This is a genomic window from Aneurinibacillus sp. UBA3580, from assembly GCF_002375825.1.
GTDB lineage: Bacteria > Bacillota > Bacilli > Aneurinibacillales > Aneurinibacillaceae > Aneurinibacillus > Aneurinibacillus danicus.
In genome coordinates, this window is sequence record NZ_DFMZ01000034.1 from 1 (window position 1) to 19443 (window position 19443).

Annotated in this window: 21 protein-coding genes and 1 pseudogene; all 22 read right to left on the minus strand. The window is 47.8% G+C overall.

Annotation, left to right across the window (positions count from 1 at the left end; translation table 11 throughout):
* Nucleotides 1–349 (minus strand): annotated as a pseudogene (locus B2899_RS05585) (flagellar motor switch protein FliM); the annotation flags it as partial.
* Nucleotides 350–399: 50 nt separating this feature from the next.
* Nucleotides 400–855 (minus strand): flagellar basal body-associated FliL family protein, encoded by a 456-nt coding sequence (locus tag B2899_RS05590; protein WP_146809382.1) that lies wholly within the window; start codon nt 853–855, stop codon nt 400–402.
* Entirely contained in the window at nt 848–1087 is a 240-nt protein-coding gene (locus B2899_RS05595; RefSeq protein WP_286884433.1) for a flagellar FlbD family protein, read from the minus strand. Before B2899_RS05595 ends, B2899_RS05590 begins: the two co-directional genes overlap by 8 nt.
* Nucleotides 1088–1286: 199 nt before the next feature.
* Entirely contained in the window at nt 1287–2162 is an 876-nt protein-coding gene (flgG, locus tag B2899_RS05600) for a flagellar basal body rod protein FlgG (RefSeq protein WP_146809384.1), read from the minus strand.
* Between the two features lie 101 nt (nt 2163–2263).
* Nucleotides 2264–2644 carry a TIGR02530 family flagellar biosynthesis protein gene (locus B2899_RS05605; RefSeq protein WP_146809385.1) on the minus strand — a complete coding sequence of 127 codons (381 nt, stop codon included), beginning with the start codon at nt 2642–2644 and terminating at the stop codon, nt 2264–2266.
* Entirely contained in the window at nt 2641–3234 is a 594-nt protein-coding gene (gene flgD / locus B2899_RS05610) for a flagellar hook assembly protein FlgD (protein ID WP_146809386.1), read from the minus strand. The genes B2899_RS05605 and flgD overlap by 4 nt, the downstream gene beginning before the upstream one ends.
* 50 nt (nt 3235–3284) lie before the next feature.
* Nucleotides 3285–4550 carry a flagellar hook-length control protein FliK gene (locus B2899_RS05615; protein WP_286884434.1) on the minus strand — a complete coding sequence of 422 codons (1266 nt, stop codon included), beginning with the start codon at nt 4548–4550 and terminating at the stop codon, nt 3285–3287.
* A 64-nt stretch (nt 4551–4614) separates the two neighbouring features.
* Nucleotides 4615–5502 carry a magnesium transporter MgtE N-terminal domain-containing protein gene (locus B2899_RS05620; RefSeq protein WP_286884435.1) on the minus strand — a complete coding sequence of 296 codons (888 nt, stop codon included), beginning with the start codon at nt 5500–5502 and terminating at the stop codon, nt 4615–4617.
* 10 nt (nt 5503–5512) lie between these two features.
* Nucleotides 5513–5962 carry a flagellar export protein FliJ gene (fliJ, locus tag B2899_RS05625; protein ID WP_170230196.1) on the minus strand — a complete coding sequence of 150 codons (450 nt, stop codon included), beginning with the start codon at nt 5960–5962 and terminating at the stop codon, nt 5513–5515.
* 17 nt (nt 5963–5979) lie between these two features.
* Nucleotides 5980–7290 (minus strand): flagellar protein export ATPase FliI, encoded by a 1311-nt coding sequence (gene fliI / locus B2899_RS05630; protein ID WP_146809390.1) that lies wholly within the window; start codon nt 7288–7290, stop codon nt 5980–5982.
* Nucleotides 7290–8102 carry a flagellar assembly protein FliH gene (fliH, locus tag B2899_RS05635; RefSeq protein ID WP_286884436.1) on the minus strand — a complete coding sequence of 271 codons (813 nt, stop codon included), beginning with the start codon at nt 8100–8102 and terminating at the stop codon, nt 7290–7292. Before fliH ends, fliI begins: the two co-directional genes overlap by 1 nt.
* A complete protein-coding gene (fliG, locus tag B2899_RS05640) occupies nt 8095–9108 on the minus strand; it encodes a flagellar motor switch protein FliG (RefSeq protein WP_146809392.1) in 1014 nt (337 codons plus the stop codon). Before fliG ends, fliH begins: the two co-directional genes overlap by 8 nt.
* Nucleotides 9109–9123: 15 nt before the next feature.
* Nucleotides 9124–10707, minus strand: coding sequence for a flagellar basal-body MS-ring/collar protein FliF (gene fliF / locus B2899_RS05645; RefSeq protein WP_286884437.1), 1584 nt, complete (start codon nt 10705–10707; stop codon nt 9124–9126).
* A gap of 29 nt (nt 10708–10736) precedes the next feature.
* Nucleotides 10737–11042 (minus strand): flagellar hook-basal body complex protein FliE, encoded by a 306-nt coding sequence (fliE, locus tag B2899_RS05650; RefSeq protein ID WP_146809394.1) that lies wholly within the window; start codon nt 11040–11042, stop codon nt 10737–10739.
* An 11-nt stretch (nt 11043–11053) separates the two neighbouring features.
* Nucleotides 11054–11515: a flagellar basal body rod protein FlgC gene (gene flgC, locus B2899_RS05655; RefSeq protein WP_286884438.1), complete on the minus strand. Its 462-nt coding sequence runs from the start codon at nt 11513–11515 to the stop codon at nt 11054–11056.
* 2 nt (nt 11516–11517) lie between these two features.
* Entirely contained in the window at nt 11518–11925 is a 408-nt protein-coding gene (flgB, locus tag B2899_RS05660) for a flagellar basal body rod protein FlgB (RefSeq protein ID WP_170230198.1), read from the minus strand.
* A 235-nt stretch (nt 11926–12160) separates the two neighbouring features.
* On the minus strand, nt 12161–12940 hold the full coding sequence (gene codY, locus B2899_RS05665) for a GTP-sensing pleiotropic transcriptional regulator CodY (protein ID WP_146809397.1): 780 nt from the start codon (nt 12938–12940) through the stop codon (nt 12161–12163).
* A 23-nt stretch (nt 12941–12963) separates the two neighbouring features.
* Nucleotides 12964–14361 carry an ATP-dependent protease ATPase subunit HslU gene (hslU, locus tag B2899_RS05670; RefSeq protein WP_286884439.1) on the minus strand — a complete coding sequence of 466 codons (1398 nt, stop codon included), beginning with the start codon at nt 14359–14361 and terminating at the stop codon, nt 12964–12966.
* 15 nt (nt 14362–14376) lie between these two features.
* The gene (gene hslV / locus B2899_RS05675) at nt 14377–14925 is read right to left on the minus strand and encodes an ATP-dependent protease subunit HslV (protein ID WP_146809399.1); all 549 of its coding nucleotides are present in this window, start codon (nt 14923–14925) and stop codon (nt 14377–14379) included.
* Nucleotides 14926–14948: 23 nt separating this feature from the next.
* On the minus strand, nt 14949–15851 hold the full coding sequence (gene xerC / locus B2899_RS05680) for a tyrosine recombinase XerC (protein ID WP_286884440.1): 903 nt from the start codon (nt 15849–15851) through the stop codon (nt 14949–14951).
* A gap of 150 nt (nt 15852–16001) precedes the next feature.
* Nucleotides 16002–17309, minus strand: a complete 1308-nt coding sequence (trmFO, locus tag B2899_RS05685; RefSeq protein ID WP_286884441.1) for an FADH(2)-oxidizing methylenetetrahydrofolate--tRNA-(uracil(54)-C(5))-methyltransferase TrmFO — start codon at nt 17307–17309, stop codon at nt 16002–16004.
* Between the two features lie 18 nt (nt 17310–17327).
* Entirely contained in the window at nt 17328–19409 is a 2082-nt protein-coding gene (gene topA / locus B2899_RS05690; RefSeq protein WP_286884442.1) for a type I DNA topoisomerase, read from the minus strand.
* Nucleotides 19410–19443: the final 34 nt, after the last annotated feature.

Consider the following 19443-nt stretch of genomic DNA (forward strand, 5'->3'; position numbering starts at 1 on the left):
TTACCATTCTGCCTTCGAGCGGTTCAGCTTCAAAAATGTTAAGTATGGTCATCTTTGGAATGGAACGTATAAATTCTTCATAAGGAAGCTGGTCAACAGATGCAACACTTATTTGGACAAATGTACGCAGTTGAGCCGAAAAATATGTGGTAAGCAATCTGGCATAATTCTCGTGGATACGGGTTAATGTGCGAATCTGATCCTTGGAGAAGCGAAGGGCACGTTTAAAATCGTATAATTTAACCTTCTTCTCCATCTCCTCTTTCTTCAGTTCTTCCGCGTTCATTTCGCCAGAGGAAATCGCTGCAAGCAAGGCGTCTATCTCCGCCTGTGATAATACCTCCGTCATAAGTGTCACCCCCTATCCTGAACTTTGCATGGTTGCATGCTTTCTCTATTTTATGCATCTACGATTTTATGTGTGGTAATGACTTCTACTATTTTTCCTTCTTCAAGAAGTTTATTTAATTCCTGCTTTATCGCATCTTCTACTTTCTCCATACCTTTAGGTCCCTGAATTTCATCCGGCTTCATCGCCGATAATGTTTTAATGATAGTATGTATGACCTGCGGTTTGCGAAGCTCCAATTCGTGTTTGGTGTCCTCGTTTTCGGCCTGAATGGCGAACTTAGCGAGAATCATCTCTCCGGTAATAAGATTGGTGCGGATTTCTTCCGTTTCCAGTGTCGCCTTCTGGAAATCCTCCGCGCTTACTTTCTTTTCTACCTGCTGTCCGGGCACCGTTGCGGCTTCAGGTTTTAAATACGTTTGCCATAAGACGAAGACGACGACCCCGATAAGCGTAATCGCCATGAGTATAATCAGCGCGATGTTAACCAGCCGGTTTTTAAACATCCTCCACCCCTCCTTTTTTTATCTCTCTATCTTGCATCGCGATCGTTTTGATCGCGTTGATTTCTTTGTAAAATTCCTTGAGGGCGGAGAGTACGTCGGGGATTGATTCTTTAATGACGAACTTTTTTCCGTTTACAAGGGTGACCATCGTGTCCGGAGTCGCCTCCAGGCTTTCGATGAGCAGGGCGTTCACCACGTATTCTTTTCCGTTTAAACGGGTTAGGCGAACCATCAATATTCCCCCTATATAGCTGAATCTTATTTGAGATTTATATCGTGGTTTGACCTATAGAGAAAAGAGAAGAAGACTCAGAATCTCTTTTTTCTCATTCTCTACTTTCGAACCGCGAACGATTTTAAAAAACGCAATTATATTGATACAAAATAGGGGAGGAGCCATCCCTCCCCTTATCTTTTATTTCCTATTAGCTCTAGCGTTTCAGGTTTACTAGCTCTTCTAAAATGGAGTCGGACGTAGTGATAATCCGAGAGTTGGCCTGGAAACCGCGCTGGGCGACGATCATTTCGGTGAATTCTTCGGCCAGATCGACGTTAGACATTTCAAGTTGTCCTGCCATTAGTAAGCCCCTTCCTGAAGTACCGGGCAATCCCACCAAGTCATCAAAAACATTCGTTGCATCAGCGGCTGGGGCCCATTTATAAAGAGAGCCTCCTACTTTCTCTAAGCCACCAGGATTTGTAATATAGGCAACTCCTATCTTTGTAGAATCGTCAGATGATGATGCAGTAGTAGTAGTCCCGTCTGCTTTTTGAACAGAAACAGTAATGGTTCCGTCTTGTCCTATGGAGTAAGATTTTATTTTATCATCTGGCGGTGTGCCCCCCCCTATATCTGCTAATAAGTTAATTTTTTCTCCACTTGCACTTAGAACATACTTACCCTGGCTTGTAACGAGGTAACCCTCAGCATCCACAGTAAAGTTACCTGCACGTGTGAATAAAAAATCGGTGGTACTTGTACCTACCACAAAAAATCCATTCCCCTCTATGGCTACATCAGAGGGCAAATTGGTGGTCATCGGCGCTCCTTGCGTATGCACAACATCTATTGCGGACATCGTAGAGCCAAGGCCAATTTGTTTTGGGTTTATCCCTCCTGTCGGCGGTGTACCACCTACATTCGCTGCAGATCCTCCGGCTACTGTCTGACTTAATATGTCTTGGAACATAACGCGACTCTTCTTAAATCCTACCGTGTTTACGTTGGCGATATTGTTACCAATCACGTCTAACTTTGTCTGAAATCCGCGCATACCGCCAATACCTGAATACATAGAACGTAACATACCTTTTCTCCTCCTCATGTTTGCGCCGCGTCAGTCGGTCGGCGGCGCCAAAGCCTCCTCTGTAAGGACCGGCTCTATTAAAATAGTTTTCAAATCACTTATTACACAATAATCGCGCTGTCGATATTCGTAAACACATTCTCCTGCATGGACGGACCGTCCACCGCGGTAATTACTTTCCTGTTCTGTACACTGACAATATAAGCGACATTATTCATCAATACGAGCGATTCTTTCGCACCTTTGGCCTGCGCTTTCTCCACCGCTCCCGCCAGTTTGGCGATGTCTTCGCTCCCGAGCTTAATCCCGCGTTTCTCTAAGCGTTGAAGCGCATGGTTGGAAAAATCAATGGCATTCTTTGCTTCATTTAGCTTCTGCTGAAACAGCGCATCAAAAGCTCCTGCTGACTGATTTTTCTTCTTCGGCGCTGTCGGCGCTAACGGCTGCGGATAAAAAATGTGTCCTGCCTTAATATGGTTCATGCTCCGCCACCTTCATTCGGCTGTTGAGACTCCGTTTCGCCTGCACTCTCTGTCGGCTGCTCACCCGGATTATCTCCCGGCTGCTGTCCCTCTTCTCCTTCTTCAGGTGTCTCTTCCGGCTTTTCCTCAGGTTTTGGAACCGAATTTGTTACGGTTTCTATCCGGTTGACATCAAGCCTCGAACCATCCTCCAGCACGACCTGTGATTTTCCGTCTTTCATGCTGATGGCCGTTACCATGCCTTCTTTCGGCACTTCTTTTAGCACCTGTTCACCCGCATTATTCGTTTCCACTACGTATTCCGTCCAGGTCACCTTTTTGCCAATCATGTTAGACAATCCGCCAATGCTCTGTGCCTCGACAAATTTAGTAAACATATCGTTCAGATTCGTCATCTGCTCGAGCGTGCTGAACTGTGTCATCTGCGCAATGAACTCCCTGTCTTGCAGCGGCTGCGTCGGATCCTGGTTTTGCAACTGGGTAACCAGCAGGCGAAGAAAATCTTCTTTGCCAAGAGACGACTGTTCCTCAAATGTTTTCGGTTTCGATTGAAAAGAATTGCGATATTGCGTCGTATCAATTATCGGCATCTCCTTTATTCCCTCCTTTCCGCAGTATTTAGCATTCTCATGCTGTCCATTCAACTCGTCTCCAGTCCTTCTTCTCCCAGCAGCTCAGCAAGATTAAATTCTGCAGTCTCCTCCGATGCTACTTCTTCCTCGCGTTTCTGTTCCTGCCGTGACTGCTCTCTTCCCTGTTGATGTAAATTATTGTTTGACTGTTCGCCTGGTGTGGTATTGACGTAGGAAACCTCAATTTTTTCCACATGCAGTCCCTGTTGAATCAGCGCGTGACGAAGCTGGTTTAGCTGCTGCTCAACCGCTTCTTTGCCGGCTACTTGACTGGCCGTAAAGTGGGCTGTTACAACTCCGTTAAGCGCCGTAATTCTTACATCAATACGTCCCAAATCTTCAGGAAAGAGACGAAGTGTCGTTTCCATAGCACCTGTACCGCGATTTAGGTGGACTTGTTTAACAATATAAGCTTCCATTTCATTTACAAAAAATCTGGCCGGAACGAGCGGTAGATTTGCATTGCGCGGGGTCATTCCATCCGTTCTTGCCGCAGCAATATTTCCCTGCATTTGATGGTGCATCGCCCTGGTCGTGGTTGTCTCATCCGATAGAGGGACCTCTAAGTCAGCGGTTGCTTGTTGTTTCTCCTGTGAAGATTCATTTACTACCGATACCCCCTGCTTCTGCGCCATTGCTTCAGGGGAACCTGACTTCTGCGCTATAACCTGAAGGAACCCTTCCTGGGTGCTTTCACTTTTATTTCTCTGTTGAGCTTCACTGGCATAATTTAACCGCGAAAGCAGCGCCTGCAATTTGTCTGCAAAGTCCCTTGGTAGTACACCCGGCTTTTTCTCGTCGAGCAAGGTCAGCATATCGGTCAGTTTTTGTGTCAATTCGGGGATGGATTGCTCTTCCTCCATCATTTGCTGTGGTGTTTTATACTGGATAGAGAGAAGCCCTTTTTGTAACCAGTTGATTGCTTTTCCGGTATACATGTCGGGCTGAATCAATTTCATATCATCGGTTAGCTTTTGCAATAGCTGATAGACTTGCTGCAGCGACGCATACAATTCTTCCGGTACATCTTTGCCCTGTTCAGCTTCCTCAATCTGGGCAGCCAGCGTTTCCAGCAGATTTTCGAATGTCTCTAGCAAAGATGCCGTTCCCTGCCCGTCATCCACAGAATACAGTGCATCTTGCTTCCTGCTGCTCAGCACAGCCTGCATCTCTTCCGCAAATGAAGAAGAAGACTCACTGGTTCCTTTTGAGCCTAAGGAACGCGAAACTGTGGTTGAGATGACTGCATTCCCATTTATTTGTACTGCTGTCATTTTTTCACCTCCTTTCACGATTAAATATTATGAAAACAACATGAAAAATACAATACGATCTATATTAATAAGTTAATAACTTTTGACTAATTTTGGCTGCGAGAGCGGCTCGGCTTTGATCTTGAGCCAGTGCAGACAGTACCTGTCCGCGCTGGGCAGCATCCACCTGAGAGAGAACGAGCACAGCTTTCTTCTCGTCAGCTTTAAACATTCTCTCTATTAAATCCGCTGCGCTGGCCGGCTGCATACTCGCAATGGAAGAAGCCAGTTCACGTACTGAAGCATTATACTTCAATTCCATCAACCGCTGTTGAAGCGCACCCGGGTCGGTATTGTTATGTAGAGAGGTTTCCTTCAAAAGCAGGGATAAATCCGCCGCCTTTTTCGGATCCATCTTCGCCATGATAGCGGAGCGCTCCTCTGCTTTCATAACAAGCAAAAGTGAAGCTGATTCTTCTGGTGCCATTTTTTCCAAAATGGGTGCCGCTTTCCCTGCTGACATTGACGTATAAATTTTGGCAAGGTTTTTAATTTGCTTTTGCTTCTCCTCATTTGCCTGCGCTTGAGCCGCTTTGTCGGCTTCCTGCTGGACCTCTGCCTGCTGGGCCAGTTGCTTTGATTTTTGTTGTTCTTGCTGTGCTTCCTTTTTTATTTTTTCAATTTCCCGCTCTTTTGCCGCCAGTTTTGCTTCCAGTTCACTGATTTTGATATCTTTCTCATCTGTTTTTGTTCCATCGGCCGCAGTCTCCGAGCGAGTGACCGCAGCATCAGGAATTATTTTTTCTACTACAGGAAGGTTGTTCAACTCTTTGGCCAGGACGCCTACCACGTTATAGCCGAACATCTGTGCAATAATGGCAGAAAGAACAAGGGTGAATAACACCGGAATAAAAATAATGTAAAAAAACCATTCCAATTTATTATAAGACCGTTCTTCTTCCATCTCTTCCATGAAAACACCCCTAGCGCGGATTCACTCTTTGTCTGTAATACCTAACGACCGCTATTTCATCCAATTCCTTCTGTTCTATCTGTCGCACTCTCTTCATGTACTTCTCAAACGAGTTTTCCTTTAGCTTCTCCCATATTTTCTGATCCATTGCTCTTTCAGATAATATAAACTGCTTGGCCTCAACATCTTTCTCGGCCCTCTCCTTTGACTCGCCCGCCTGTACAATTAGACGCTGCAAATGGTCAATGTACTCATAATTTGTTTTTAATTCCGCAAGGGAAACATTTTTCTTCCGCTGCAGCAGACGCTGCTCCATATTTTGTTTATTCTGTTCGAGATGGGCGAGACGCTGCTGCTCTCTATGCAGCACCTGTATGGATTTACTGTAATTGATTTCTGCCTGCTCCTTCTCTTTTTCCTTCATGTCCAGGATTTTTTGAAACGAATAAACAAAAGACATAGTGACCTCCCACTTCATTATGGAGTAAAGGTTGCCGTTAATGCCTCGATAGCTTCCTCAAGATGCGAACGTTCGTCTACGCTTTGACTTGTGTAACGTGCAATCGTGTCTTTATATCGAATCGCCTGGTCAATGTCCCGGTTTGCCCCGCTTTTGTACGCTCCGATATTAATTAAGTCTTCAGCGTCCCTATAAATAGCCATTAACCTCTTTAATTCGCTGGCAGCAGCGTAATGTTCCGGAGTTACAATCTCTTTCATTACCCGGCTTACACTTGCCAGAATGTCAATCGCAGGATAATGGCCTGTATGAGCAATTTTTCGACTGAGAACAATATGACCGTCGAGGATTCCTCGCACGGAATCGGCGATCGGATCGTTCATATCGTCTCCTTCTACCAGTACGGTGTAAAAGGCCGTGATAGACCCGGACGGCGATGTACCGGCTCTCTCTAAAAGCCGGGGAAGAAGCGCAAATACGGAGGGGGTATAACCCCGGGTAGCCGGAGGTTCACCAATTGCCAGACCCACTTCCCGCTGCGCCATCGCAAAACGCGTCACCGAATCCATCATCATCATCACGTTCAATCCCTGATCGCGGAAATATTCCGCAATCGCGGTCGTAAGAAGTGCACCCTTAATGCGAATCAACGCCGGTTGGTCTGATGTGGCGACGACGACGACTGAACGTTTCAACCCTTCTTCCCCAAGATCGCGCTCAATAAAATCAGCCACTTCCCGCCCCCGCTCGCCAATAAGTCCAATCACGTTTACGTCTGCTTCCGTATTGCGTGCGATCATGCTTAAAAGCGTACTTTTCCCCACACCGCTGCCGGCAAAAATCCCTATCCGCTGTCCTTTACCTACCGTAAGCAGCCCATCGATCGCTCGTACGCCCACTGAAAGCGGTTCATGGATACGCGGTCGGCTGAGCGGATTCGGCGGTTGATTGTCAACTGGATACTCTGTCATCGCAGCAGATAAATACCCGCCATTCATCAATCTGCCGTTGCCATCCAACACCTTTCCCAGCAATTCCATTCCGACACGCACCGTCAACGGCTTGCCGGTGGCGACCACCTCACAGCCGGGTCCAATGGCTCCCAGCTCCCCTAAGGGCATCAAAAGCACCCTGTTGTCTTTAAAACCTACCACTTCAGCCGGAACGGGAATCGAGGATGCTACCGGATATACAAGGCATACTTCTCCCACTTTCACGTTCGGTCCCATGGACTCTACGGTTAGACCAATCACTTGTGAGACTTTTCCGTTTACGCGGATTGGATCAACATTCTGCAGTGCAGCCAGATATTTTTCAATCTTTAGCATTATTGCGTTCCGTCCTCTTCCGCCAGCGCTGACAGCAGCGCTTTTTTTATTTCCTCGAGTTGGGTATCTACCCTCGCATCCACACTGCCCATCGTAGTCCGAATCACCACGCCGCCATCTGTAATCGAATCATCCGGAATTATGGTCATCTCTACCTGGCTATCCAGCACCTCAAGCAATTTAGCGCGGTTCTCCTGTACATATGAATAGACATCCGGGCTTACGGCTACGGTAACGGTTTTATACTCCTGAGTACGCGACAAAGCATTACGAATGAAAGAAATAATGCTCTCCTTGTCCGCCGCAAGATGATCGCCGATTACTTTCCGCGCGATTTCAATGGCAAGCTCCAGTAAAAATGGCTCGGCTTCTGCTATCACCCGACGTTTTAAGGCCGGAGCCTCCTCCAGAATAACAGCCGCCTGCTGCAAGGCTGTAGCATATTCATCATAGACAAGGCGGCGGCCTTCTTCTTTTCCAATCTCAATCCCTTGTTCATATCCTTCTTGTTGGATTTGGGCACGAATTTCTTCGTCCTCCCTGCGCCTCTGTTCCCACCAAGCGTCAACTTCCTGACGAGCTTCCTGTACTATCTCCTCCGCCTGCTGATTCGCTTCCCGAAGAAGAAGCTCGGCTTCTGCTTCGGCTTTCTTCACAATATCGTCCGCTTGTGATGATTGACTGATTTCTTCAGTACTCTGTGGTTCTTGATTCGTTTCTTCTTCGCTGCGCGCCCTTTGGCGCTGCGGAAGTTCGATTACTTTTTTGTTTTCCATTGTCGAGTAGAAAGAAAATTTAATAACCCTAGACAATGATTTCATCTCCTCCGCCGCGGGCAATAATAATTTCGCCGGACTCTTCGAGACGGCGGATGGTTGCCACAATGCGTGTTTGCGCTTCTTCTACATCACGCAGACGCACAGGACCCATATATTCCATCTCTTCCTTGAACGTATCCGCCATTCGTTTGGACATATTACGGAAAACGACGCTTCGAACTTCTTCGTTCGCGACTTTCAATGCAAGCATGAGGTCTGCGTTCTCTACGTCACGAATAACACGCTGAATCGAACGATCGTCGAGCACCACGATATCTTCGAATACGAACATTCTTTTCTTAATTTCCTCCGCAAGCTCTGGATCTTGGATTTCAAGCGTATCCAGAATAACGCGTTCCGTACTTCGGTCGACATTGTTAAGCATATTCACAACCGCTTCAATGCCGCCTGCCTGCGTATAATCTTGAACAACAGTGGAAGATAGTTTCTGCTCTAGCACACTTTCCACTTGACTAATCACTTCAGGCGACGTGCTTTCCATCAGTGCAATGCGACGTGCTACTTCTGCCTGCCTTTCCTGCGGCAGGGCAGATAGAATGGCTGCCGATTGTTCCGGCTCCAAATAGGAAAGCACAAGCGCGATCGTTTGCGGGTGCTCATTCTGGATAAAGTTTAAAACCTGAGCCGGATCTGCCTTACGTGCAAAATCAAACGGACGAACCTGCAGATGCGCGGTTAAACGGTGGATAATGTCAAATGCTTTTTGTTGCCCCAATGCTTTCTCCAAAATTTCTTTCGCATAGTTAATCCCGCCCTGGGAGATATATTCCTGGGCCACGCAAATTTGGTGAAATTCCGTTAACACCGACTCTTTCTCGTCGCTCCCTACTTTTCGTACGTTCGCGATTTCAAGCGTAAGTTGCTCGATCTCTTCTTCGCGTAAATGTTTAAAAACCTGAGCGGACACTTCCGGTCCAAGTGAAATCAGAAGAATGGCTGCCTTCTGTCTCCCACTCAGTTCTTTTGACGAACGCGCCATGTACATCCCTCACCCCTATTCGTCTGCTAACCAGGTACGCAGCAGGCCTACAAACTCCTCCGGACGATCGTTTGCCAGCTTCTCAAGCTGCTTGCGCACAATGACATCTTCCCCTTCTTCGGCATATTCCAAATCAGGAATTTCAAACGGCTTCGTATCCGTTGCGACGTTCTCTACATCCGCCTGTTGATTTCTTTTTCTACGAACAAGAATAAACGCTACGATACCAGCGATGACAAGAAGACCAATGGCGCCGCCAATCAGATACGGCATCCAACTATTCCCCTCCTGTACCACTTCCTGTTTACCGTTAAATGCCTGTGCAAATACTTTTACACGCTGATCGATCTGCTGCTGCGTAAACTCTGTTCCCTGGGAGGAGAGCGAAGCCCGCACCACGTTACCGATAATCTGTTGAATATTCGCCTGAACTTCCGGCGTCAGGCTAGCCGGATCGTTCGGATTCGGCGGCTCTACGCCGACGTTAATGGTAATGTCCTCAATTTTATACGGTTGAGCAACAATATTTTGCTTGATTCGGTTTACTTCCCGATTGACGCGATCCTCAATCTTTTCATACTCGTTATCTCCACCGCCAGCTGCCCCCGGATAGCCCGGAATTTGCGTCTCGCCTGTTCCTGCCGTTCCGCCTGCCTGCGCCCCTTTACCGGAATACGTTTCCTGGATTTTCTCTGCACTGATAATGATGCCCTCGTTATTTTCTTTATCCACCGGCTCAACAAGTTGTTCTTCCCGCTGCGTCTTGTCAAAGTTCAGCTTAACGTACGGATAAACAAATACCTTGTCCCGGCCAAGAATCGTTCCCAGCATATTCTGCAGATTTTTTTGAATATCATTCTCAATGTCTTTTTTTATTTTACGCTGCTGCTCATACTGGTTCAGAGCATAAACGTTACCTTCTTCTTCAGTCATCTCTAGCATTTCACTGTATTGGTTCATAATGACGATGTTTTCTTTTGGTAGGTTCGGCACGCTTTTTGACACCAAATTATACAGTGCGTTTACCTGCGGTGCCGTCAATTGCTTACCCGGCTCTACGTCAACAACAATAGAAGCCGTCGCCTTCTGTGCATCTTCCTGCACAAATACACTTTCTTCCGGCATTGTTAGAATAACTTTAGCGTTGCGTACACCGTCTACCGTCTTCAACAAATCGGCAAGCTGTGTCTGCATTGCGTCACGCTCTACAACATCAAACTGACGATCTGTCATTCCCATGCCGATATTTTGACTGAAAATATCTAGACGAACACCTTCGCCTTTCGGTACATTCTTGGCTGTCAAATCGGCGGCAAGGTTGTATTTGTCCTTTTCCGGTACCAGCACATTATTGCCTTCAATTTTGTATTCAGCGTAACCCATTGCATCCAGTTCCGTTTTTATCTGGGCCACATCCACTTCGGTTAAGTTACCGCTAAAAAGTGGCGCGTAATTCGGTCTGGAGGCTATATAAATCGCTAGAGTTGCCGATATAATAAGAAAAGCGGCAATTGCGCCTATTATCATTTTCTGTTTTTTTGAGAAGCGGTTTGAAAGCTCTGTGAGCCTCTCCCGCCACTGCTGCAATCTCTCGTTCATCCTCCACCCCGCCAATTGCCATTAAATTACTAGATTTGCATTCTCATAATCTCTTGGTATGCCTCTACGGCTTTATTGCGTAGTTGCATCGCCATGTCGATCGCGACCCCTGCCTTTTGCGAGGCGATCATAACCTGATGCAAATCCTGCACCTGTCCGGTAGCCAATCCCTGATTAAGTTTCTCGCTGGTCTTCTGTAAAGCATTAACATCCTGAATCGCATTTTTTAAATACGTCGAAAAAGCGGTTGTTACTTCATACGGTGTAGGAGCAGCTTTTGTCCCGCTTTCCTGCATGGCCTCCAGCGGAAGGCCAGCTCCAATTCTCTCTATCATGTTCTCGCCCCTTACTTACCAATTTCCAATGCTTTCATCGCCATGGCTTTTGCCGCATTAATTGCGGTCACGTTCGACTCATATGCCCTGGTTGTTGACATTAAATCTATCATTTCTTTTAGCATATCTACATTCGGCAGTGCCACATACCCTCTCGCATCTGCATCCGGGTGTGTAGGATCATACATTATTTTTGGAGGAGTTCTGTCCTCAACGATTCGGGACACACGAACCCCATTTACCGTGCTCATCCCCGTTCTGCTGACTGCCGCCTGCAAAAAGTTTTCAAAGCTGGATGCACCCGTTTTCGGCTCAATGACAGCCACTTTTCGTTTGTAAGGTTGCCACTGGCCGTTTACATACTCGCCACGCGTTGTATTGGCGTTGGAAATATTACTCGAAATGATATCCATCCGAAGGCGGTTGGCCGTCAATGCAGAGGCGCTAATATCAAAACTCCCAAATAAACCCATTTTTATTTACCTCCTATTATGGTCCGCAACTTCGTGAATTGGCCGTTCGTCTGTTGTACCAGCGCGTTGTACCACAACTGGTTTCTTGCCAAATTTATCATCTCAAAATCCAAATCGACATTATTCGCCGCATTTTGCATAGGACCTGCAGAAGAGTCGATTTGTAGCTTTGGTTCGATGTTTTCTAACGAAGGAAGTCCAAAGGCCAGGTGCTTCTCATTTGTCCGGTAAGCGACAAAAGTCGTAGAGCTTTTGGCGAGCGCTTTCTGCAACTCGCTTTCAAATGTTACAGATTGAGACCTATAATATGGAGTATCTACGTTAGCGATATTATTGCTAATGGCCCGCTGCCGCATCGAAGCAGCATCCAACGCTTTCTCAAACATCGACAATGTTGGTGTTGAAAGCATCTCTTTCCCTCCTTTCATACCATTCTGCCGCTTGTATCCCCTATTATATTCCAGTACAGGAAAACAAAATCCTGCTAATTCGACAAAATATATGAAATCTGTATAACAACCTTTATATTAGCAGATTGTGTTAAACGAACAAAGCCCTATCTTTAAGATAGGGCTTTGTTACCGAGCAAAAAATTATTTCTTATTACGAAGTCATACATTTTATTACGAAGTCAAGTGTTGCATGTTAAGAAGTTTTTAATTTTTCAAGTTCCGGAAGCAATTTCTCATTTAAGATTTTAATATACGTACCTTTCATACCAAGCGAACGCGATTCGATAACCCCTGCGCTTTCCAGTTTGCGCAACGCGTTTACGATAACGGATCGGGTAATGCCCACCCGGTCGGCAATCTTGCTTGCTACGAGTAGACCTTCTTTCGCATCCAGCTCTTCAAAAATATGCTCCACAGCTTCCAATTCGCTGTACGACAATGAGCCGATGGCCATCTGCACAACCGCTTTGCTGCGAGCTTCCTGCTCAATCTCTTCTGCACGCTCGCGGAGAATCTCCATACCTACCACTGTTGCTCCTACTTCGGCAAGCACAAGGTCGTCATCCGTAAACGTTTCATTCACGCGTGCCAGCACAAGCGTACCCAGGCGATCACCGCCTCCGATAACCGGAACAATAGTCGTCAGTCCTTTTTTGAACAGGTCTTTCATCTCTACCGGGAATGCAGTATACGGACTATCGATGTCCAGGTTCGCTGACGTCTCATCCAGACGAAGCAGCTGCGTGCTGTAATCGCCAGGAAAACGGCGCTCTTCGAGCATTTTACGAATTCGTTCGTTGTCTACTTCCTGTGCAATCGCATAACCAAGAATCTTTCCTTTGCGGCTTAATACGAAAATGTTGGCCTCGATAATCTCACTCATAACCTCTGCCATTTCCATAAAGTTGACCGGATGTCCGGCCGTTTTTTGCAGCAGGCGGTTAATACGGCGAATTTTTGTTAGCAAATCCATTGTTGTAACTCCTCCTTCAAATTTTACAAAATATAGCGACTCAAATCTCGATCTTCTACGATGCCTTGCAATTTCTCCCTCACGTATTCCGGGGTGATTACCACTTTTTCAAGCGTAATATCAGAAGCCTCAAAAGATAAATCTTCAAGCAATTTTTCTAGGATGGTATGTAGTCTTCTGGCGCCGATATTATCCGTAGTCTGGTTCACTTCGGTCGCAAGTTTTGCAATTTCTTTAATAGCATCGTCAGAAAATTCAACTTTTATTCCTTCAGTCTCTAATAAAGAGATATATTGTTTGGTTAAAGCGTTTTTCGGCTCGGTTAAAATCTGTACAAAATCTTCCACTTTCAGATTATCCAGCTCTACGCGGATGGGGAATCGTCCCTGCAATTCCGGAATCAGGTCGGACGGCTTCGCCATGTGAAACGCTCCCGCTGCGATGAATAGGACATAATCCGTTTTTACAGGACCGTATTTTGTCATGACCGTGGAGCCTTCCACAATCGGCAGGATGTCCCGCTGTACGCCTTCGCGCGATACTTGCGCCGAATTGGATTCTTTTCCGGCAATTTTATCGATTTCATCAATAAAAATAATGCCGCTTTGCTCCGCACGGGTAACAGATTCCTGAATAACTTCATCCATATCAATTAGCTTCTGGGCCTCCTGCATAGTTAGCGCTTTGCGGGCTTCCCGAATCGGCAGCTTGCGCTTTTTCATCTTTTTGGGTAGAAGATTGCCAAGCATCTCTTGCATATTAATACCCATTTGATCCATGCCTGAACCCGAAAACATATCAAATATCGGCGGTGCAGCATCTTCTACCTCGATTTCAATGACCGTGTCTTCTAACTCTCCCATGGCAAGCTGATGGGCGACTTGACGGCGCTGCTGCGATACAGAGAGATCTTCCGTATCACTTTGTGAAGACTGGTGCGTATTCTGGTTGCCAAAAAGCATCTCCAACGGATTCTTGTACGATTGACTGCTTTTCTTGCCGGGGACGAGAATATGCACGATGCGTTCGTTCGCCATCGCTTCCGCCCTGTCTTTTACCTGCTCCATCTTCTCCGCCTTTACAATGCGAATCGCAGTCTCTACCAAATCGCGCACCATAGATTCTACATCACGCCCTACGTATCCTACCTCCGTAAACTTGGTCGCCTCCACTTTGATGAAAGGGGCGCCGGTAAGCTTTGCAAGACGTCTTGCAATTTCCGTCTTTCCGACACCAGTGGGCCCTATCATAAGAATGTTCTTCGGCACAATTTCATCACGAATCTCTTCCGGAAGCAAACTGCGGCGGTATCGGTTGCGCAGGGCAATCGCCACGGAACGCTTGGCACGCTTCTGCCCGACAATAAAGTGATCCAACTGCTCCACAATTTGTTTTGGCGTTAAACGCTCAGAATTTTTCAAGGCACAGCCTCCTCGTCACTCATGGATTTCTTCAACAACCAGGTTATGGTTCGTATAGACGCAAATATCAGCTGCCGCCGTCAGAGCTGCGGTGGCTATCTCCCGAGCCGTTAGATTCGGAGCGTGCTTTTTCAGCGCGCGTCCCGCTGCCAGCGCATAATTGCCGCCCGAGCCGATAGCAAGGATGCCGTCGTCCGGTTCAATAATTTCCCCTGTTCCTGAGATAAGAAGCATGTGGTCTTTGTTCATAACGATCATTAACGCTTCCAGTCTGCGGAGTACTTTATCCAGCCGCCAGTCTTTAGCCAGCTCTACGGCCGCACGCTGCAGATTGCCGTGGTATTCTTCCAGCTTGGCTTCGAACTTCTCAAATAGCGTAATCGCATCGGCGACGGACCCGGCAAACCCGGCCACGACTTCTCCGTGATACAAACGGCGCACTTTTTTTGCCGTCTGTTTCATCACTACCGCGTTCCCCATCGTAACCTGACCGTCGCCGGCCATCGCGCCGCTCCCATTATGGCGTACAGCAAAGATTGTAGTGGCGTGAAAGGTCATCTCCATCGGGTTCCCTCCATTATATTAATTTACGCCCGTGGATGAGCTTGGTTGTATACAAGCCGCATTCTCTCGCGCGTCACATGCGTATAGATTTGCGTCGATGAAATGCTGGCGTGCCCCAGCATCTCCTGCACGCTTCGCAAATCGGCCCCATTCTCGAGCAGATGGGTTGCAAACGTATGGCGGAAAGTATGCGGGCTTACCTTCAGCAATTCACTGGCCTGCTCAACGTATTTATTAATCATGCGGCGCACACTGCGGTCCGTCAGCGGCTCCCCCCGAACGTTAACAAACAAAGCGTCTGTTTTTTGCTGTTTGCACAGCATCGGTCTTCCCGCTCGTATGTACTGTTCGTAGGCGCGCAAAGCGTGCTCCCCGAGCGGAACGTATCTTTCTTTTGCCCCTTTTCCGAATACTAACGCGGTTCCCGCAAACAAGTCAACCGAACGCATGGTAAGCCCTGTCAACTCCGATACCCGCATCCCGCTTGCATACAGCATTTCCAGAATGGCGCGGTCCCTCATCCCAAGCGGCTGCGCTGTATCCGGCAGGCTTAAGAGCGATTCAATCTCCTTAGGAAACAAAAAGCTCGGAAGCTTCTTGGCAAGCTTCGGCGTCGACACCATCGTAAACGGATTATGCTCAAGCTTCTCCTCCCGCAGCAAAAATCGGTAGAAGCTTCTGAGACTCGACAACTTGCGGGCAATGGATCTTCGGGCGTAGCTTCTCCTATGCAGTTCCGTGAGATAGCTTCGTACATGGACATACGAAACAGCAGCATATTCGGTTACGCCATGCTGCTTCATAAATGCCGTAAATGCCAGGATGTCCTTCTCATAATTCGCGATCGTCAGAGGTGAAGCATTCTTCTCAATCTGCAGATATTGTTTAAACTCCAGAAGCGAAGCATCAGGCTGCAAGCCCTCCATTCATGTTCCTCCTAACCGAGCACCAACGCATACGGGACACGGCACCGCCGTATCCCGCTCGCAATTCTTTCAGAAAAAATACCTCCCCAACAGGGAGAAACCAGCCTTTAACCGTCGTTAGTATATCACAACCTCATACTAGCTGCAACTTTAATTGTGAACGTTTCGGGAAAAATTCTGAATTTTATCCAATGCACGTTCAGCGTACTGTTCATACCGCTCTTTCTTATTGCGAATCTTCTTCGCAAGCGGCGGAAACAGCCCGAAGTTAGCATTCATCGGCTGGAAATTTTCCGGGTTTGCCGTAGTGATATAATGTGCCATACTTCCCATCGCGGTTTCCGCCGGAAATACAAGCGGCGCAAGACCGCGGGCCAATCTTCCCGCATTGATGCCTGCGATAAGACCGGACGCGGCAGACTCTACATATCCTTCCACGCCTGTCATCTGTCCTGCAAAGAACAGCGTTTCCCGGTCTTTATATTGGTAGGTCGCCTTCAGCAGACGCGGCGAATTAATAAACGTATTGCGGTGAATGACACCGTAGCGTACGATTTCCGCATTTTCGAGGCCGGGAATCATCTGAAATACCCGTTTTTGCTCCGGCCACTTCAAATGGGTTTGAAACCCTACAATATTGTATAAAGTGCCTGCACTGTTATCCTGGCGCAGCTGTACGACCGCAAACGGCTGCTTTCCGGTGCGCGGGTCGGTAAGCCCCACCGGCTTCATAGGCCCAAACAGCATCGTCTGCTTGCCGCGCTTTGCCATCACTTCAATCGGCATGCAGCCTTCGAAAAAGACTTCTTTCTCGAACTCTTTCAGCGGCACTTCCTCCGCTGTAATGAGAGCTTCGTAAAAAGCGTTGAACTCTTCTTCATTCATCGGGCAGTTCAAATACGCCGCTTCCCCTTTATCGTAACGCGAAGCGAGGAAGACCTTCTCCATATCAATGGTTTCTTTTTCGATAATCGGCGCAGCCGCATCGTAGAAATATAAGTATTCTTCCCCTGTCAACTGCTGCAGTTGTTTCGACAAATCGGGGGACGTAAGCGGACCGGTCGCAATTACTACAATCCCTTCAGGAATTTCCGTAATCTCTTCGTTGCGCACCTCGATACGCGGGTGGTTGCGGATGCTGTCTGTTACCGCGCCGGCAAACTCGTGCCGGTCCACCGCCAGCGCGCCGCCTGCAGGCACTGCGCAGTTATCCGCGGAACGAATAATCAGAGACGAGAGGGTGCGCATCTCCTCCTTCAGGATGCCGACCGCATTGGTCAGCGCGTTGGCACGCAGCGAGTTACTGCATACCAGCTCCGCAAACTGCTCCGTATGGTGGGCCGGAGTCTGCCTTACAGGACGCATCTCATACAAAATCACATCCACGCCCTGCTCAGCAATCTGCCAGGCTGCTTCGCTGCCCGCCAGTCCGGCTCCGATGACTTTTACTTTTTCCATTGTCTGTAAAACTCCTTCTTACGATGTTTCTTCCTGATAGTCACACTCCGAACAATGAACGACAGGTCCTTTGTTCTTGCCCTTGCCTTTCTTCTCAACAAGCATTTTTCCGCATTTCGGACAAGTACGGGGAAGCGGCTTATCCCATGAGATGAAATCGCAATCCGGATAGTTGTTGCAGCCGTAGAAGAGGCGATTCTTCTTACTCTTACGTTCCACAATCTCTCCGGTTTCACATTTCGGACATTTTACGCCGATTTCTTTTACGATCGGCATTGTGTTGCGGCATTCGGGAAATGCGGAGCAAGCAAGGAACTTACCGTATCGGCCGATTTTGTACACCATCTGGCTGCCGCACTTCTCACATATTACATCGGAGACCTCGTCTTTAATCTCTACTTCCTGCATATGCTTTTCCGCCACTTCAAGCCGCTTGGAAAATCTTTGATAGAAATCATCAAGCACTTTCACCCATTCGGCTTTTCCCTCTTCAATATGATCCAGGTCATCTTCCATCTTGGCGGTGAATTTTGTATCAAGGATCTCCGGAAAAAACTCTTCCATTAGACCGAGCACGATTTCGCCAAGTTCGGTCGGAATGAACCGCCGATCCTGCAGCGCTACATAGCCACGCTTTTGGATCGTATCAAGCGTCGGCGCATACGTGCTGGGACGTCCTATTCCCAGCTCCTCAAGCGTTTTTACCAGGCGCGCCTCCGAATAGCGCGGCGGCGGCTGGGTGAAATGCTGCTTCGGATCTATTTCCAAAAGCTCTATTTTCTGGTTTTCTTCGAGTGGCGGCAGCATCTTATCTTCTTCCTTCTCCGCATCATCCGTACCTTCTACATACACTTTCATAAACCCCTGGAATTTCACCTGGGAACCGTTGGCGCGAAATACCGCATCCCCTGCATGAATGTCCGCTGTTACCGTATCAAGTACCGCGGCCGCCATCTGGCTGGCAATAAAGCGTTCCCATATCAGGCGGTACAGTTTGAGCTGGTCCCGTGATAAGTATTCTTTAAGCGAGGCTGGATCCTTGGCCACCAGCGTTGGGCGAATCGCTTCATGCGCATCCTGTGCACCTTCCTTTTTCCCGAACTGACGCGGCTCACTCAGCGCATATTCTTGTCCGTATACTTGCGTAATGTACTTCTTCGCCTCTTCCTGTGCCGTCGGTGAAATACGGGTAGAATCGGTACGCATGTACGTAATCAGACCGACCGTCCCCTCTTTACCGATGTCGATCCCTTCGTATAACTGCTGTGCCACCATCATCGTTTTGGCAGCACGGAAATTCAACTTGCGGGCCGCTTCCTGCTGCAGTGAACTGGTGGTAAACGGTGCAGCGGGGTTGCGCCGACGCTCCCGTTTTTTGATGTCTGTGATTGTATAGGATTTGCCTTCGATTTTTTTCAGAAGCTCCTGCACGTCCGCTTCCGATTTCAATTCGATTTTTTCACTGCCGTACCCGTAGAACTTGGCTTCAAACGTTTCCTTGCCGGTCTTCAGGCGCGCGGTCACGGACCAGTATTCCTCCGGCACGAAGGCGTTAATTTCTTTTTCACGGTCGATGATGAGTTTTACGGCGACCGATTGCACACGGCCTGCGCTCAATCCTTTTTTAACCTTTTTCCACAGCAGCGGCGAGATGTTATAGCCGACCAGACGGTCAAGAATCCGGCGCGTCTGCTGGGCATTTACCAAATCCATATCGATCTTTCGCGGATGCTTAAACGCTTCTTTAACAGCCTGCTTCGTAATCTCGTTGAATACGACACGGCATGGCTTTTCTTCATTTATGTTCAAACTGTGAGCCAGATGCCAGGCAATTGCCTCGCCTTCGCGGTCGGGGTCCGCCGCCAGATAAATGTTTTTCACTTTTTTAGACGCATCGCGCAGCTCTTTCAGTACGTCTCCTTTGCCGCGAATCGTAATGTATTTCGGTTGAAATCCCTCTGTAACGTCGACGCCCATCTGACTTTTCGGTAAGTCTCTCACATGACCCATCGATGCTTTTACAATATATTTCTTCCCGAGATATTTCCCGATTGTCTTCGCCTTTGCGGGAGACTCCACTATTACCAGTGAATCTGCCAAGCATGTTTCCCCCTTTTTCTGTGAAAATTGTGAG